Origin of the sequence: Methyloradius palustris (assembly GCF_019703875.1) — a bacterium.
GTDB lineage: Bacteria > Pseudomonadota > Gammaproteobacteria > Burkholderiales > Methylophilaceae > Methyloradius > Methyloradius palustris.
In genome coordinates this window covers 1,960,133-1,975,833 of sequence record NZ_AP024110.1, presented here as the reverse complement: position 1 = coordinate 1,975,833, position 15,701 = coordinate 1,960,133, and the positions used below count along the sequence as shown (strand labels likewise).

Here is a 15,701-nt window from a genome sequence, read left to right as displayed (position 1 = left end):
GACTTTAGTTTTTAGCTGCGACTAGCTTTTAGATGCCGTTTGGCTTTGTCATGGCCTTGCGCAGCAGCTCGCATTAGCCATGTCTCAGCAAGAATCGTATTGGCTGCTTTTCTTTTATCTTTTTGCAGTACTAATGCATAGTTGTAGTAATCGTTGGCACTGCCCAGTTCACAGCATTTTTCATGGGCCAGCATGCCAATGCGATGAAACTCGGGGTTAGGAAATGTAAGCAGGTTTTCGGCCATGACACGTGTGAACTTGAGATGAGCAGCGGCTAGTGCGTGTTCCATCCAATATATGGCATCTTTCATTAAGCCTTGTTCGGCCAGTAGTAATGCGTAATTGTATTGTCCACGAAAATCATCACCCTCTGCGGCTTGTCGATAATAATCCGCGGCGATAGCGCGGTCTGCGCTGACCAGCCAGCCTTCTTCATAAAACCTGCCGACTACGTTCAGTGATTTTGCATTACCTAGTGCGGCTGCTTTGCAATACCACTCCAGTGCTAATGCTTCATCCTTTTCTACTCCATTGCCGTGTAGCAGTAGATTGGCATAGTTGTACATTCCCCAATCTAGGCCGAGCTCGGCTGATTGCTTGAAGTGAAGTGCGGCCAATGCAAAATCGATGCCACCGCCCCATCCTAATTCATGACACCGCCCCAGCATATTCAGGCCCATGGGGTGTCCCTGATCTGCGGCTTTGGCAAACCAGTAACGTGCCAATACCATGTCCAAGCTTATTCCTCTGCCGTCCAGCAATATTTGGCCTAGCAACGCTTGTGCATCTGGCATGCCTTGTTCGGCGGCAGCTTTAATCCATAGCGCAGCCTCTGCGGGGTCGCCTGCCAGATGTCTGGATAGCTCTTCAGGGCTGGTATTCTGGAGCTGATATGGAGAAATGTGAGTGATAGCCATAAGTATTCTTGGTTCTTATTAAATCTATTTGCTATAATGAGATTGGTTCTCATTATCACATAAACATCCAGATATTATCGCGCCCTGATTACAAATGCAAAATCCTTCTACTCAGCAAAAGCGCGCATTCTGGCTGCGCCAACTATATTTATGGCATTGGATAAGTTCTGCTATGTGTCTGGTTGGAATGCTGTTATTCGCGATGACTGGATTAACACTTAATAATGCAGATCATATTGAAGCCAAGCCAATAGTCAGTAAGCAGACCGTGATTTTACCGCCTGCTCTTTTAGCGGATTTGCGAGTAGAGGCCAGCAACAATAAAGCACCATTGCCGCTATCGGTTGGTGATTGGATAGCCACTGAAATGAATGTGTATGTTGCTGGCAAACCCGCCGAATGGTCAGCGGACGAGATTTACCTTTCATTGCCGCGCCCAGGTGGTGATGCCTGGCTGAGCATAGACACCCAAAGTGGCGAGCTGAATTATGAGTTGACTAAACGGGGATGGATTTCCTATTTGAATGATTTACACAAAGGCCGCAATACAGGCGCTGCCTGGAGTTGGTTCCTGGATGTGTTTTCGGTAGCCGCACTGGTATTCAGTCTTACGGGTTTATGCCTGCTTTACATGCATTCTGCTAACAGGCCTTCAACATGGCCGCTGGTTGGATTGGGTGTAGTGATACCGCTGGTGCTGGCCATATTATTTATTCACTAACTTAAAATTCTCGCAATTAATTATTACTTTTTAATGGAGTCGATCTATGCGTAATTGGGTTCCTGTATTACTACCATCATTGATTGCTGGGTTGTTTGCCCATCAGGGCATGGCGGCAGACCTTAATATTAAAGTCAATATTCCACAGATCAATGCATCTGAATATCATCGCCCTTATGTGGCGGTATGGATTGAGCGTGTTGATCAGAGTGTGGCGCAAAATTTGGCGCTCTGGTATAGCCAGAAATCTGGGCCTGAAGGCTCTGGCACCAAGTGGCTGGCAGACTTGCGCCAATGGTGGCGTAAAGGTGGTCGAGATGCACAATTGCCTTTGGATGGTATCTCTGGCGCAACGCGCCCTGTTGGCGAATATAGCCTGAGCTTTAACGATGGCAAAGCGCTTGCTGCGCTGCCTAAGGGAGAGTATCGCCTAGTGGTGGAGGCTGCGCGCGAAAAAGGCGGCCATGAACTGGTGCGCATTCCTTTCAATTGGCCAGCTACAAAAGCCGATACACAAAAAGTTGATGGTCAGCAGGAACTCGGCGCCATTAGTTTAGACATCAAGCCTTGAACCACCATTTAACTTACGGAGAATTTCCATGATTTCACGTATTAACCATGCTTTGTTATCCATAGGTTTGGCTTCGGCCATGCTTATTACATTACCTGCACAGGCGCATAGCGTCTGGTTGCTGCCTTCAAGCACTGTGCTTTCGTCACCGCAATTCATTACATTTGACGCTGCTGTTTCCAATGATATTTTTTACTTTAACCATCGCCCCTTGGCAGTCGATACCTTGGTGATTACCGCGCCTGACGGCAGCCATCTAGATCCAGCCAATGTGGGGAAAGGTGAACTGCGCACAACGTTTGACCTGAAATTGGAACAAAGCGGTACTTATATGTTGGATATCTTGCGTAGCGGCCTGCGTGCTAACTGGAAGGTTGGCGGGCAGCCTAAGCGCTTCATGGGTAATGCGGAGGCATTTGCACGTGAAGTGCCCGCGAATGCCGATGATTTGCAAGTGGGTGAATCAATCATGCATGTCATGACGTTTGTGACCATGGGTGCGCCGACAGCGGTAAAGTCTAGCGGTATTGGTCTTGAAATACTGCCAATTACGCACCCAAATGATCTTGTGATGGGCGAGCCAGCAGAGTTTCAGGTGTTGGTTGATGGTAAGGCAACGGCTGATGTTGATATTGAAGTGGTCAGTGGACAAAGCCGTTACCGTAATGCATTAGGTGAAACACGTTACAAGTCTGACAAGCAAGGTAAGGTTAAAGTGAATTGGTCACAACCTGGTATGTATTACCTGGATGCCGAGCTCAAGGATAAAAATGTGAGCTTCAAGCAAGCCAAGGAACGCAGCCTTTCTTACAGCGTGACGCTTGAAGTAATGCCGCAGTAGTAGTCTTGGATCGCCGTATTCTTATACCGCCACAATTGGCGGGGCTACCTGCGCGTCTGCCAGTGGGAAAGCTGCTGGAAGTGACAGGCAATGCCATGGGCACCAGTTGGGCGGTGAAATGGGTTGATGAAGGCAGCGTTAACCCTCAGAAAGTGACTACATTGGTAGCTCATGCGATTGAGGCTGTAGTCACTGAAATGAGCACTTGGCAGGCTGATTCATGCATCAGCCGTTTTAATAGCGGATTGGCTGGCAGTTCGCATCACTTGCCAGCCCATTTCTCCCACGTGCTTGAATGCGCACTTGAAATAGCTTCAGATACTGATGGCGCATTCGACCCAACGATAGGTCCCTTGGTCAATCTCTGGGGTTTTGGGCCTGACGCAGTTAGAGCTAACTTGCCTCCACAGGCGCTTATTTTTGCGGCCAAGGCTTTATGTGGCTGGCACCGACTTGAATTAAAAGACAACAAGATCAAGCAGCCTGGTGGCTTCTACCTGGATTTTTCGGGGATAGCCAAAGGCTATAGCGTTGATTTGATTGCGGCTGACTTGCGTGACGCAGGCGTAAATAATTTTCTGGTAGAGGTGGGTGGTGAATTGTCTGGTTTTGGTATCAAACCAGACGGGCAGCCTTGGTGGGTTGCACTGGAAAATCCCATGTCGTCACTAGATGGTGTACAGACTATTGCCGCACTTCATGGTTTGGCGATAGCGACCTCTGGTGATTACCGTCGATATTTCGATTACGAAGGTACTCGCTATTCGCATACCATAGACCCGCGCACTGGCTCGCCTGTGCTTGCATCTTGCGTGGTAACCGTGTTGCACAGTTCCTGTATGCGCGCCGATGCAATAGCGACAGCGCTCATGGTGATGGGTGTTAGTGCAGGGCTTGATTATGCCGCGCGCCGTGGCATTGCCGTACTATTCACTCAACTTGAGGTCACGCAACTTGAGGATGCTAAGCCCGTGCAATATGCCTCTCCCGCTTTGTTAGCAATGGCAGAGGGGGCAGCTTGAACCGACAACTCCTTGCATTGTTAATCGTTGTTAGCTATTTCGTGCTGACGATATGGTTTATTCGCCGCCGCCGTCTTGCGCTGGCATCTAGCACACCTGAGATAACCAATGAAAACTCGGCCACATTGCAAACAGCGGATACGCTGGTGGCTTTTGCCAGCCAGACTGGAAATGCACAGCAACTGGCATCGCTAACCGCTGAAATCTTGGCTGCTGCTGGTTTACGCTTACAGGTTAAGGCGCTGGATCAAGTATCTTCATCTGAATTAGCTAATTATCGCCGCGCGCTTTTTATTGTCAGTACGACTGGCGAAGGTGACTCGCCTGATAATGCAACAGACTTTGTGTTAAAGACGATGTCTGGGGACGCCAATCTACAGTCCCTTGAATATGGTTTGCTGGCATTAGGCGATCGGCGCTATACCTATTTTTGCGGCTTTGGGCATACGCTTGATCATTGGCTACAGCAAAGTCATGCCTTGCCTCTGTTCGATATGGTGGAAGTGGATAATGGCGATGCAGGGGCATTACGTCACTGGCAATCGCAGCTCAGCCTGCTTGCGGACACGATAGAAGCTGCTGATTGGAGTGCTCCTGCCTATCAATCCTGGCGTTTGATAGAACGTCATCTTCTTAATCCAGGCAGCGTGGGAGGGCCTGTTTATCATCTCAAGCTTGAAGCTTTGGAAGTTCATGAGGGATGGCAAGCGGGAGATATTGTTGAAGTTGGTCCGCGCAATTCTGAGCGATCAGTTGCAGCATTGCTGAATGCCCTGGGCCTAAAACACGATGCCCCGGCTAATGAGTCTGGAACGCCCTGGGGCGAATGGTTGGCTGAACGTTTTCTACCGCACAGCGCTGCTGAAATTGAAGCTTTAAAACAGCTCCCTACGTCTGAACTCTCCTCGAGCCTGAAGCTATTATCTCACCGCGAATATTCTATTGCCTCCTTGCCCGCCGAAGGGCTTGAGCTTGTTGTGCGTCAGGTACGTAATACCAACGGTGAACTTGGACACGGTTCAGGGTGGTTAACTGAATATGCCAGCATAGGCGATAAAATCGCGCTTAGAGTGCGACCAAGCCCGATGTTTCATCCGCCTGCCGAGCCGATACCGCTGATTCTGATTGGCAACGGCACGGGTATCGCAGGGCTACGAGCACATCTAAAAGCCAGTATTGCCGCAGGTCAGCGTCGTCACTGGTTGATTTTCGGGGAGCGCAATGCAGCTTACGATGCCTATTTCAGCGATGAACTCCAGGCATTGCAAGAAGAGGGTGTGCTGACGAGACTTGATATTGCTTATTCCCGTGATCAGGCGATACCGATCTATGTGCAGGATTTAATACAACAGGCAGCGGATGAATTAAGAGTATGGCTTGATGATGGTGCGGCTATCTTTATCTGCGGTAGCGCAAAAGGCATGGCGCCTGAAGTGCACCGTGTGCTTTTGGATATTGTTGGGGATCATATTTTAGCAAACTTAACTAATACTGGCAGATATAGACGGGATATATATTAGCTAAGTAACGGCATATAGCTATATGCATACACTATATTTTTTGGTTGACATTACAAATGAGAATTATTATCATCTTCATTAAGATGATAAATCCATTAAAAACTTCAACTCAACAAGTAAAGCAACTAGATGCAAAACAGCTAGATACAGAATTGGTCAACTCGTCTCTAGCACAATCTGAGTTAGACAGAACCAAGAGGGTTGTTTTAAATCAAAAGCGCCAACTCAGTACCCAATTGTTATTCGCGGACAGTAAAGAAGTCGCCATCGTGCATGGCGAGGATGAGTATTTATTAAGAATCACCAAGCAGGGCAAGCTCATACTAACCAAATAATGATGAATATTATGCTGGGTCAACCCCAATTACATCTCATGCCAAAATTGGTAAGTGAATTACCTACTTTCGATATCAAAGCGCTAAAGCCAAGTGCAATTCTATCGGAAAGCCAACCACAGAAATTTTCATGGTCAAGCTTGGTGTTAGTTGCAGTTCTGCATGTGAGCATATTGATGTTTGTCATACACGCGCAGCAGAAAGATAAGATTGATATGCCTGCGGCAGCGCCCATGATGGTAAGCCTGCTTGATGCCCCACAACTGCAGAATGAGCAGCCTGCACAAACACCAAAAGTGGAGATAGTTAAGCAAAAGCCTGTGGTCGAGAAAAGGGTAATTGTTCCGCATACAAATGTGCCTTCCTCAGTGCCGTTAGCTCAAGAGAACATTAATCCAATCAAGCAAGAAATCCCCGTTACGGAAAGTAAGCCAAGCACCCCGCAAGATCAGCAGGTCGCCGAAAGTAAATCAAGTGAATCTACGGAAAAATCGCCCCAAAAAGAAGAGGTCGTAGAGCCCCCTAAATTTGGGGTTGCTTATCTAAATAACCCTGCACCCAGTTATCCACCAGTATCACATCGTCTGAGTGAGCAGGGGCAAGTGATGTTGCGGGTTCTGGTTAGCGCTACAGGTGAAGCCACTAGCGTTGAACTTGAAAAAAGTAGCCAATATGAACGCTTGGATCAAGCAGCGATTACAGCTGTAAAAAAATGGCGTTTTGTGCCAGCAAAAAAGAACAATCAGGCCTTGAGTGCTTATGTGCTGGTGCCCGTCAGATTCTCAATCGATAAGTAATTCACCATATTCAAGCAATATTTATTCAGCATTTATACAAGGAAATTTCATGGAAAGCGGCTATCAATTTAACTCACTGACATTTATTACGGACGGCGGCCCCGTTTCAATGATGGTTGCATTGCTATTGGTGACGATGTCAGTGGCAAGCTGGTATTTGATTATTGTAAAAAGCTACCAGGCTGTGACACTACGCAACAACTCTAACGCGTTCACCAAGAGATTTTGGGATGCACCTACTTTGGCATCTGCTTTAAACCAGACAGCAGGTACAACTCCTGTATCAAGGCTTGCCACTCAATCAATTGAGGCCGCAGAGCATCATCAGAAACATGCTGCAAAACGGCTGGCCGATGCTTGCAATCAGGATGAGTTTGTTGCCCGTGCCATGCGCCGTAATATTGCGGATGAAAGTGCAGCGCTTGAATCAGGCCTTACAGTATTGGCTTCTGTTGGTAGTGTGTCTCCATTTATTGGTTTATTTGGTACTGTGTGGGGTATTTACCATGCACTTGCCAGTATTAGTCTGAGCGGTCAGGCAACACTTGATAAAGTCGCTGGTCCAGTGGGTGAAGCATTGATTATGACTGCAATGGGTTTAGCGGTTGCTATTCCGGCAGTGCTTGCCTACAACGCGTTAGTGCGTAGCAATCGCGTGCTGCTGGGTCAGCTGGAAAGCTTTGCTCATGATTTACACACCTTACTTATTATGGGCACTGCACTTACTGTTGCGCCTAATACAAGCTCAGGAAATCAAGCAAGCAAGCAAAGCGCTGCACATCTTAAAGAGGTGAATGCATGATAGGGTCAGGTAATGGTTTTAGCGCGGGCAAACAGCAAGCGCCAATGGCGGAAATCAATACCACGCCATTAGTCGATGTCATGCTGGTGCTTTTAGTGATTTTTATTATCACGGCACCTTTGCTCACACATGCGGTAAAGATAGATTTGCCACAGGCAAGTAGCCAGCCTTTGCCTGAAAAGCCAGACGTGGTTTCAATCTCGATTGATCAAGATGGCAAGACTTACTGGAATGATTCGCCGCTGGTGCAAGGTGAATTAACAGTGCGCTTAAAACAGGCCGCTAAGCAAGAGCCTCAACCAGAGCTGCATATCCGTGCAGATAAAGACACGCGTTATCAGGCGCTGGCCGAAATCATGGCAGATGCACAAAATGCAGGCATTAAAAAACTAGGGTTTGTTAGCCAGCCTAACGCATCAGGCAATTCGCAATAACAAGTTAGGTCAGGCTAGATTTACTGGCTGGCCTAACTTTCAGTTCTTAACTCAGTACATCCCCAATACTTCTCCATTCTACGGCCTGCTTTTTGCTAGATTAGCTGACAACGACTGCTGAATAAGCTATCTTTATTCAAAGCATCTGTTTCAGTGATTTTCTGCGTGATCACAAACTTGTCCTAGCCTGCCATACAGCGCTGGCCATGACGGGTCTGGTGTCATTTTCGTTCTGTGAATTGATATCGAAAGAATCGGCTTATGACCACTCCAAAAGCAAAAGCTACTTCCAAAAAATCAGCCAATACCGTAATTACATCAGAGCAAACGCCTATTGTGCAGGCCTTGCAGAATCACTTGGTATTTTCATCTGGTAAAACCAGTGACAATGCTACGCGGCGTGACTGGTACTCTGCAGCAGCACATACAGTGCGTGATCACGTGATGGAGCGCTGGGTAAAAACCCGTGACGAGAATCGCGCGCGTGACCCTAAACGTGTGTTTTATCTCTCACTGGAGTTCTTAATCGGGCGCATGCTCTCAAATGCCGCACTGAATTTGGGCATTGATGGCAAAGTTAGCGAGGGTTTGACCGACCTTGGGCATAACCTTGAAAACGTTGTTGAAATGGAAACCGATGCTGCGCTTGGTAACGGTGGTTTAGGCCGTTTGGCCGCCTGTTTCCTGGATTCAATGGCGACAATGAATATCCCAGGTACTGGTCATGGCATTCGCTATGAGTACGGCATGTTTCGGCAGTCAATTGAAAAAGGCCAGCAGGTTGAGAACCCAGATAACTGGCTGCGCTACGGCAATATATGGGAGTTCCAGCGCCCTGAGCATACCCATACCATCAAGTTCTTCGGCAAAGTGGTTGAGGTGCACGACAAGCAGGGTGCAACTAAGTACCACTGGGTAGATTATGAGTCTGTGGTGGCGATGGCCTACGATGTACCAATTCCCGGCTATAACACGCAAACCGTGAACAATTTGCGCCTGTGGTCAGCAAAGGCAACCAAAGAATTCGATCTGCGCCAGTTTAATGATGGCAATTATGAAAAAGCGGTTGAAGGGCGTAATGATACGGAAAGCATCTCCAAGGTACTTTACCCTAACGATACTTCAGCCTCAGGCCGTGAGTTAAGACTCAAGCAGCAGTATTTCTTTGTGTCTGCGGCCATTCAAGACATTATTCATTTATTCCTGCTGAAAAATAGCGACTGGGATAAATTACCTGACAAAGTCGCGATTCAACTGAACGATACACACCCAGCCATCGCGGTCGCTGAGCTGATGCACCAATTGGTAGATATTCACCATCTAGAGTGGGATTATGCATGGAAGTTGGGCGTCAAGATATTTGGATATACCAACCATACCTTGATGCCAGAAGCTCTTGAAACCTGGTCTGTAGAGCTGTTTGGTAGTTTATTGCCACGCCATCTGGATATTATCTACAAGATCAATTATGAGTTCTTGCAGATGGTGAACCATAAATTCCCTGGCGATACTGATTTACTCACACGCGTTTCCATTATTGATGAAACCCATGGCCGCCGCGTGCGCATGGCACATCTGGCGATTGTTGGTAGTCATACCGTGAACGGCGTTGCAGCGTTGCACAGTGAGTTACTGAAAACCATATTGTTTGATGACTTCAACCGAATTTATCCAGGCAAGTTCATCAACATTACTAATGGCATTACGCCTCGCCGCTGGCTGAACCAATGTAATCCTGGCCTGGTTAAATTGATGACTAGCAAGATAGGCAGTGATTTCCACAGTGATTTGTCCAAACTTAGCGCCCTGACTCCGTTGGCAGAAAATGCCGTGTTCCGTAAAGCATTCAGGGACATCAAGCACGCCAATAAAGTCCGTTTGGCCGAGCGTATCGAAAAGCTCACGAGTGTCAGGTTGAACCCAGATAGCCTGTTTGATGTGCAAATCAAGCGCATTCACGAATACAAACGCCAGTTACTAAACCTGTTGCATGTCATCACGCTGTATAACCGTATTCGGTCAGGTCAAGCTAATGATGCTGCCCCCCGCACCGTCATTTTTGGTGGTAAGGCTGCTCCTGGTTACTGGATGGCCAAGCAGATTATTCGCCTGATCAATGATGTGGCAGTCATTGTCAATGAAGACCCTGCTGTAGGCGATAGACTTAAAGTGGTGTTCTACCCAAATTATGAAGTTTCAGCCGCTGAATTACTATTCCCCGGCAGTGATTTATCTGAGCAGATTTCGACTGCAGGTACTGAGGCATCTGGCACGGGCAATATGAAGATGGCGCTCAACGGCGCGCTCACCATCGGTACATTGGACGGTGCCAATGTGGAGATCAAGGAAGAAGTAGGCGATGAAAATATCTTTATTTTCGGCCTCACTACCCCCGAAGTCGCGCAGAAAAAAGCAGCTGGCTATAACCCTTGGGATTATTACTTTGGCAACCCAGAGTTGCGCCAGGTGCTGGATATGATCGCAGGCGGATATTTCTCAGTAGATGAGCCAGGTCGTTACCAGGCCATCTTTGATACGCTGTTACACAAGGGTGATCATTATCTGCTGCTGGCTGATTATGCGAGCTATATCGCGGCGCAAGACGCCGTATCCAAACTGTATCAAGATCAAGAAGAGTGGTCTCGCCGCGCTATCTTGAACGTGGCACGCGTGGGTAAATTCTCCAGCGACCGTACCATTGGCGAGTATGCAAAAAACATCTGGAAAGTGAAATCGACCAAAGAGTAAATCCTAGCTGTTCATGTAAACCAAAATTGGGCGCTAATACGCGATTGTATTAGCGCCCAATTAATTTCTAATGACTGTGCTACTTTCAACTATCTCGGGGTATGATTTTCGTTATTGTGGCCTGAAGTTTTAGCCATGCTTATCTAACTGGAGATTTAATATGCGCCGCCTTCTTACGACTCTCGCACTAATCAGCTTTTCAATTCAGGCCAATGCACTCGATATCAACGACTTAAGTAATGCAGATGCAAGTAGTGGGCTAAAAGCTGCCTTGATCCAAAGCGCGGGCAAGGCCGTAGGTCAACTTGGGGCTGTGGATGGTTTCTTCAACAATCCCCAAGTAAAAATTCCTTTACCTGACTCCATGAAAAAAGCAGAAAAAGCCATGCGCATGTTTGGCATGGGCAAGCAGGCTGATGAGCTGGTACTTAAAATGAATCGCGCTGCTGAAGCTGCAGTGCCAGAGGCCAAGACTTTGCTAGTCAATTCTGTGAAAAAAATGAGCGTACAAGATGCCAAAGATATCCTCACTGGTGGTGACGATGCCGCTACGCAATATTTCAAGAAAACCACATCAGGCCCCATGGCCGAGAAGTTCTTGCCGATTGTGAAAAAGGCTACGGAAAACGTAGCACTTGCCCAGCAATACAATAAATTTGCCGAGATGGGCAGCCAGTATGGTTTAGTGAAAAAAGACCAGACCAACCTTGAGCAATACGTCACGCAGAAAACTCTGGATGGCGTATACCTGATGATGGCAGAAGAAGAAAAAGCCATACGCCAAGACCCAATGGGGCAGGCCAGTGGTTTACTAAAAAAAGTATTTGGTGCTGTTAAGTAAGGGCTGCATAGCATACCCAATCTATTTGGGGATTATCGACACAAGGTAATACCCCAACTTTCTGGTAAAATTCAGGCTCACCCATTGCTTGCAGCCTGAATCCATTCATGTCTAGTCAACAAACATCCCTCCCAGTCCTGTTGAGTTTGCGTGGTAGTGCCGCGCTTTCAGCGTTTCGCATTGAAAAAATACTGTATTCGTTAAAGGGCACAGCGCCAAATGTGAACAAGCTCACAGCTGAGTTCTGGCATTTTGTTTGGACTGATGGTGAGTTAGGCCCTTGGCAGCAAGATACCTTGAAGCAGATTTTGACTTACGGCTCGAAATCCGCACAGTTGATAAATGTGGCACAAGGCGAGCTGTTTCTCGTTATTCCGCGTATAGGGACGATTTCTCCCTGGGCATCGCGTGCTACCGATATCGTGAAACACTGTGGTTTGCAATCTGTACAGCGCGTTGAGCGCGGCATTGCCTATTATGCGGAGACCAAAGATGGCATGCCGCTGACCGATGCTGAAAAGCTCGCGCTCAAGGCGTTGATCCATGATCGTATGACCGAGATGGTATTCAATACGCTGGGCGATGCCGCAAAACTTTATCACCATGCAGACCCTGCGCCCATGGCTAGTGTTGATGTGCTGGCTGGGGGCAAAGCGGCACTTAATCAGGCCAATTCAGATATGGGTTTGGCGCTATCACCAGACGAAGTAGATTATTTGGTAGAGAATTTTGTACGCATAGGTCGCAACCCGACCGATGTTGAGTTAATGATGTTTGCACAGGCGAACTCTGAACACTGTCGCCACAAGATATTCAATGCAGACTGGGTAGTCGATGGCGTGCCACAGGCACATTCACTGTTCGGTATGATCCGCAACACGCACAAGTTGAATCCGGGCAATACGGTAGTGGCTTATTCAGACAATGCCTCGATTGTGGCGGGCGAAACTACCAGACGTTTTTATCCGCAAGCTGATGGCAGCTATGGCTTTGTGGAAGAAGAGATGCATTTTCTGATGAAAGTCGAAACGCATAACCATCCAACCGCCATCTCACCTTTTGCAGGTGCGGCTACTGGTGCTGGCGGCGAGATTCGCGACGAAGGTGCAACTGGTTCAGGGTCTAAACCAAAAGCAGGTTTGACAGGGTTTTCAGTATCCAATCTGAATATTCCAGGCTTCAAGCAACCGTGGGAGTTCTATACACCTAATCCGTCTACCATGGAGCTTTCTTACGGCAAGCCATCACGTATCGCGTCTGCCTTGCAGATCATGGTTGATGGCCCATTAGGTGGCGCAGCATATAACAATGAGTTTGGTCGCCCGAATATCGCGGGTTATTTCCGTACGCTGGAAATCGAAGCTGCGGGTGAGATGCGCGGCTACCATAAGCCAATCATGCTGGCGGGTGGTGTCGGTAATATTTCCGCACAACATTCAAAAAAGAACCCGATTCCGCCTGGTGCTTACCTGATTCAACTTGGTGGATCAGCCATGCTGATTGGTTTGGGCGGAGGTGCAGCATCCAGTATGGATACAGGCACCAACACCGAGAACCTTGATTTTGATTCCGTACAGCGTGGTAACCCAGAGTTGGAACGCCGTGCGCAGGAAGTGATCGATCGTTGCTGGCAATTGGGTGACCAGAATCCTATCTTGAGTATTCATGACGTAGGCGCTGGCGGTATCTCTAATGCTTTTCCTGAACTGGTGAACGATGCTGGCGTAGGTGCTCTATTCAGCCTGCGTTCCGTACATAACGAAGAGCCGGGCATGTCGCCACGCGAGCTTTGGAGCAATGAAGCGCAAGAGCGTTATGTAATGGCAATTGCCAGAAAAGACCTAGCCCGATTTGCTGCGATTTGCGAGCGTGAGCGCTGCCCGTTTGCAGTGGTCGGTGAAGCCACCGAAGAACGCCATCTCACAGTTGAAGATAGCCATTTCCATAACAAACCAGTGGATATGGATTTGTCGGTGTTGTTAGGCAAGCCGCCAAAAATGACGCGCGATGTGACGCACGTTTATCGCGAGCTCAAGGCGTTTGATACCAACAAGATTAACCTGAAAGAAGCTGCCGAGCGCGTATTGCGCTTGCCAGGCGTGGCTGATAAAACTTTCCTCATCACGATTGGCGACCGTACGGTGACGGGCCTGGTAGCGCGTGACCAGATGGTGGGTCCTTGGCAAATCCCCGTGGCAGACGTCGCAGTGACGCTGGCTGGCTATGAAACCTATCGCGGTGAAGCCTTTGCCATTGGCGAAAGAGCGCCCATCGCGCTGATTGATGGCCCAGCTTCTGGCCGCATGGCGATAGGCGAGGCCATTACCAATATCGCAGCCAGTTCTATTGAAAGATTAAGTGACCTCAAGCTGTCCGCCAACTGGATGGCACCTGCAGGCCATGCGGGCGAAGATGCAGCATTGTTTGATACTGTAGCGGCCGTTGGCATGGAGTTCTGCCCGCAACTAGGCATCAGCATCCCCGTTGGCAAAGACTCGATGAGCATGAAAACGGTCTGGGAAGAAAAGGGCGAGAAAAAAGCTGTTACCGCGCCAATCTCCTTGGTCGTGACGGCTTTTGCGCCAACCTGGGATGCCCGAAAAACCCTCACGCCACAAATACAGATGCGTGAAGAATTGGGCGATACTGTACTGATTCTACTGGATCTAGGCGCAGGCAAAAACCGCATGGGCGCATCTGCACTGGCTCAGGTGTATGGTGCTACCGATGACACTGCGCCAGATATTGAAGATGCCAGCCGCCTGAAAGCGTTCTTCGAGGCGATTCAAACGCTGAATTCTGAAGATAAGTTGCTTGCTTACCATGATCGTTCTGACGGTGGTTTGTTCGTCACGCTGGCTGAAATGGGGTTTGCAGGCCATTGTGGCCTGGATATAGATATCACTAATCTCACGGGTGATATTGCCAGCATATTATTTAACGAAGAGTTGGGTGCTGTCATACAGGTACTTGCCTCAGAGGCCGATGAAATTATTGAGCAACTTAATCTCACGCTGCAAGGCTGTGTGCATCTTATCGGCATGCCGGTGGCGAACAACCATGGTTTCATCGTGCGCAGATTTGGCGATATTGCTTATGCAGAGCTGCGTAGCGATCTACACCGCTTATGGTCTGAAACGACTTACCAGATGCAAAAGTTGCGCGACAACCCTGAGTGTGCTCAGCAAGAATACGACCGCATCTTGGATGTGAATGACCCAGGCTTGCATCAATATCTGACTTTCGATTTGGCTAATCATATTGAAGCGCCTTATGTCGCTACTGGCGCTCGTCCAAAAATGGCGATTTTGCGTGAGCAGGGCGTGAATGGCCAGGTTGAAATGGCGGCAGCATTTGACCGCGCTGGTTTTCAATCGCATGACGTACATATGAGTGACATCATCAGTGGCCGTACCAAGCTGACCGACTTTGCAGGGCTGGTAGCCTGCGGGGGGTTCTCATACGGTGATGTGCTTGGTGCTGGCGAAGGCTGGGCAAAATCAATCCTGTTCAATTCACGTGCTCGGGAAGAGTTCTCAGCATTCTTTGAGCGTCAGGATTCATTTGCATTAGGCGTGTGTAATGGTTGCCAGATGATGAGCAACTTGCGCAGCATTATTCCAGGTGCGGAATACTGGCCACACTTTATCCGTAATAAATCTGAACAGTTTGAAGCGCGTTTTGCCATGGTTGAAGTCATGGAGTCACCATCCCTCTTTTTTAGCCATATGGCTGGGAGCCGCATGCCTATTGCCGTTGCGCATGGTGAAGGTTTTGCGGAATTTTCTTCACAATCGGCTGTCACAGAAGCGCTGTCAGCGAAACTCGTGAGTGTGCGTTTTGTAGATAACCGAGGTGAGCCAACAGAGTCTTATCCTTTTAACCCGAACGGTTCGCCACAAGGGATTACTGGATTAACCACTGCTGATGGGCGTTTTAGCATTATGATGCCGCATCCTGAGCGTGTTTTCAGGACAGTGCAGCACTCTTGGCACCCTGAAGGTTGGGGTGAAGATTCACCGTGGATACGTATGTTCCGTAATGCAAGAAAGTTTGTTGGCTAGTTTTAAAGTGTATTAATTTTATTGATTGAAATTTGTTTTAACTAATATTTATTTAACTAGAAAAAAGTAATTAATCGCCATTTGGCGG

The 15,701-nt window shown here is 48.2% G+C and carries 13 protein-coding genes; 12 read left to right on the top strand and 1 reads right to left on the bottom strand.

The genetic code is table 11. From position 1 onward, the window contains the following. Positions 1-11: 11 nt before the first annotated feature. Positions 12-917, bottom strand: coding sequence for a tetratricopeptide repeat protein (locus ZMTM_RS09540; protein WP_221763653.1), 906 nt, complete (start codon positions 915-917; stop codon positions 12-14). A gap of 94 nt (positions 918-1,011) precedes the next feature. On the opposite strand from ZMTM_RS09540, the gene ZMTM_RS09535 reads away from it, so the two are divergent. From ZMTM_RS09535 to purL, 12 genes are all read left to right on the top strand, one after another. Continuing rightward, positions 1,012-1,638, top strand: coding sequence for a PepSY-associated TM helix domain-containing protein (locus ZMTM_RS09535; protein ID WP_221763652.1), 627 nt, complete (start codon positions 1,012-1,014; stop codon positions 1,636-1,638). A gap of 46 nt (positions 1,639-1,684) precedes the next feature. After that, positions 1,685-2,209 (top strand): DUF2271 domain-containing protein, encoded by a 525-nt coding sequence (locus ZMTM_RS09530; protein ID WP_221763651.1) that lies wholly within the window; start codon positions 1,685-1,687, stop codon positions 2,207-2,209. Positions 2,210-2,237: 28 nt separating this feature from the next. After that, positions 2,238-3,050 carry a DUF4198 domain-containing protein gene (locus ZMTM_RS09525; RefSeq protein WP_225907007.1) on the top strand — a complete coding sequence of 271 codons (813 nt, stop codon included), beginning with the start codon at positions 2,238-2,240 and terminating at the stop codon, positions 3,048-3,050. 5 nt (positions 3,051-3,055) lie between these two features. Further along, entirely contained in the window at positions 3,056-4,072 is a 1,017-nt protein-coding gene (locus ZMTM_RS09520; protein ID WP_221763650.1) for an FAD:protein FMN transferase, read from the top strand. Further along, positions 4,069-5,592: a sulfite reductase subunit alpha gene (locus ZMTM_RS09515; protein WP_221763649.1), complete on the top strand. Its 1,524-nt coding sequence runs from the start codon at positions 4,069-4,071 to the stop codon at positions 5,590-5,592. Before ZMTM_RS09520 ends, ZMTM_RS09515 begins: the two co-directional genes overlap by 4 nt. 56 nt (positions 5,593-5,648) lie before the next feature. Further along, positions 5,649-5,927, top strand: a complete 279-nt coding sequence (gene hemP / locus ZMTM_RS09510) for a hemin uptake protein HemP (protein WP_225907006.1) — start codon at positions 5,649-5,651, stop codon at positions 5,925-5,927. 38 nt (positions 5,928-5,965) lie between these two features. After that, entirely contained in the window at positions 5,966-6,724 is a 759-nt protein-coding gene (locus ZMTM_RS09505) for an energy transducer TonB (RefSeq protein ID WP_225907005.1), read from the top strand. Between the two features lie 49 nt (positions 6,725-6,773). Then, positions 6,774-7,526, top strand: coding sequence for a MotA/TolQ/ExbB proton channel family protein (locus ZMTM_RS09500; RefSeq protein WP_221763647.1), 753 nt, complete (start codon positions 6,774-6,776; stop codon positions 7,524-7,526). Next, positions 7,523-7,960 (top strand): ExbD/TolR family protein, encoded by a 438-nt coding sequence (locus tag ZMTM_RS09495; RefSeq protein ID WP_221763646.1) that lies wholly within the window; start codon positions 7,523-7,525, stop codon positions 7,958-7,960. The genes ZMTM_RS09500 and ZMTM_RS09495 overlap by 4 nt, the downstream gene beginning before the upstream one ends. A gap of 261 nt (positions 7,961-8,221) precedes the next feature. Then, positions 8,222-10,708 (top strand): glycogen/starch/alpha-glucan phosphorylase, encoded by a 2,487-nt coding sequence (locus tag ZMTM_RS09490; protein ID WP_221763645.1) that lies wholly within the window; start codon positions 8,222-8,224, stop codon positions 10,706-10,708. A 160-nt stretch (positions 10,709-10,868) separates the two neighbouring features. Continuing rightward, a complete protein-coding gene (locus ZMTM_RS09485) occupies positions 10,869-11,549 on the top strand; it encodes a DUF4197 domain-containing protein (protein ID WP_221763644.1) in 681 nt (226 codons plus the stop codon). Between the two features lie 107 nt (positions 11,550-11,656). Continuing rightward, positions 11,657-15,613, top strand: coding sequence for a phosphoribosylformylglycinamidine synthase (purL, locus tag ZMTM_RS09480; protein WP_221763643.1), 3,957 nt, complete (start codon positions 11,657-11,659; stop codon positions 15,611-15,613). Positions 15,614-15,701 lie beyond the last annotated feature (88 nt).

Coding starts and splice junctions, on each gene's coding strand:
- ZMTM_RS09540 (WP_221763653.1), bottom strand. CDS start 917: ATGGCTATCACTCACATTTCTCCATATCAGCTCCAGAATACCAGCCCT.
- ZMTM_RS09535 (WP_221763652.1), top strand. CDS start 1,012: ATGCAAAATCCTTCTACTCAGCAAAAGCGCGCATTCTGGCTGCGCCAA.
- ZMTM_RS09530 (WP_221763651.1), top strand. CDS start 1,685: ATGCGTAATTGGGTTCCTGTATTACTACCATCATTGATTGCTGGGTTG.
- ZMTM_RS09525 (WP_225907007.1), top strand. CDS start 2,238: ATGATTTCACGTATTAACCATGCTTTGTTATCCATAGGTTTGGCTTCG.
- hemP (WP_225907006.1), top strand. CDS start 5,649: ATGAGAATTATTATCATCTTCATTAAGATGATAAATCCATTAAAAACT.
- ZMTM_RS09505 (WP_225907005.1), top strand. CDS start 5,966: ATGCCAAAATTGGTAAGTGAATTACCTACTTTCGATATCAAAGCGCTA.
- ZMTM_RS09500 (WP_221763647.1), top strand. CDS start 6,774: ATGGAAAGCGGCTATCAATTTAACTCACTGACATTTATTACGGACGGC.
- ZMTM_RS09495 (WP_221763646.1), top strand. CDS start 7,523: ATGATAGGGTCAGGTAATGGTTTTAGCGCGGGCAAACAGCAAGCGCCA.
- ZMTM_RS09490 (WP_221763645.1), top strand. CDS start 8,222: ATGACCACTCCAAAAGCAAAAGCTACTTCCAAAAAATCAGCCAATACC.
- ZMTM_RS09485 (WP_221763644.1), top strand. CDS start 10,869: ATGCGCCGCCTTCTTACGACTCTCGCACTAATCAGCTTTTCAATTCAG.
- purL (WP_221763643.1), top strand. CDS start 11,657: ATGTCTAGTCAACAAACATCCCTCCCAGTCCTGTTGAGTTTGCGTGGT.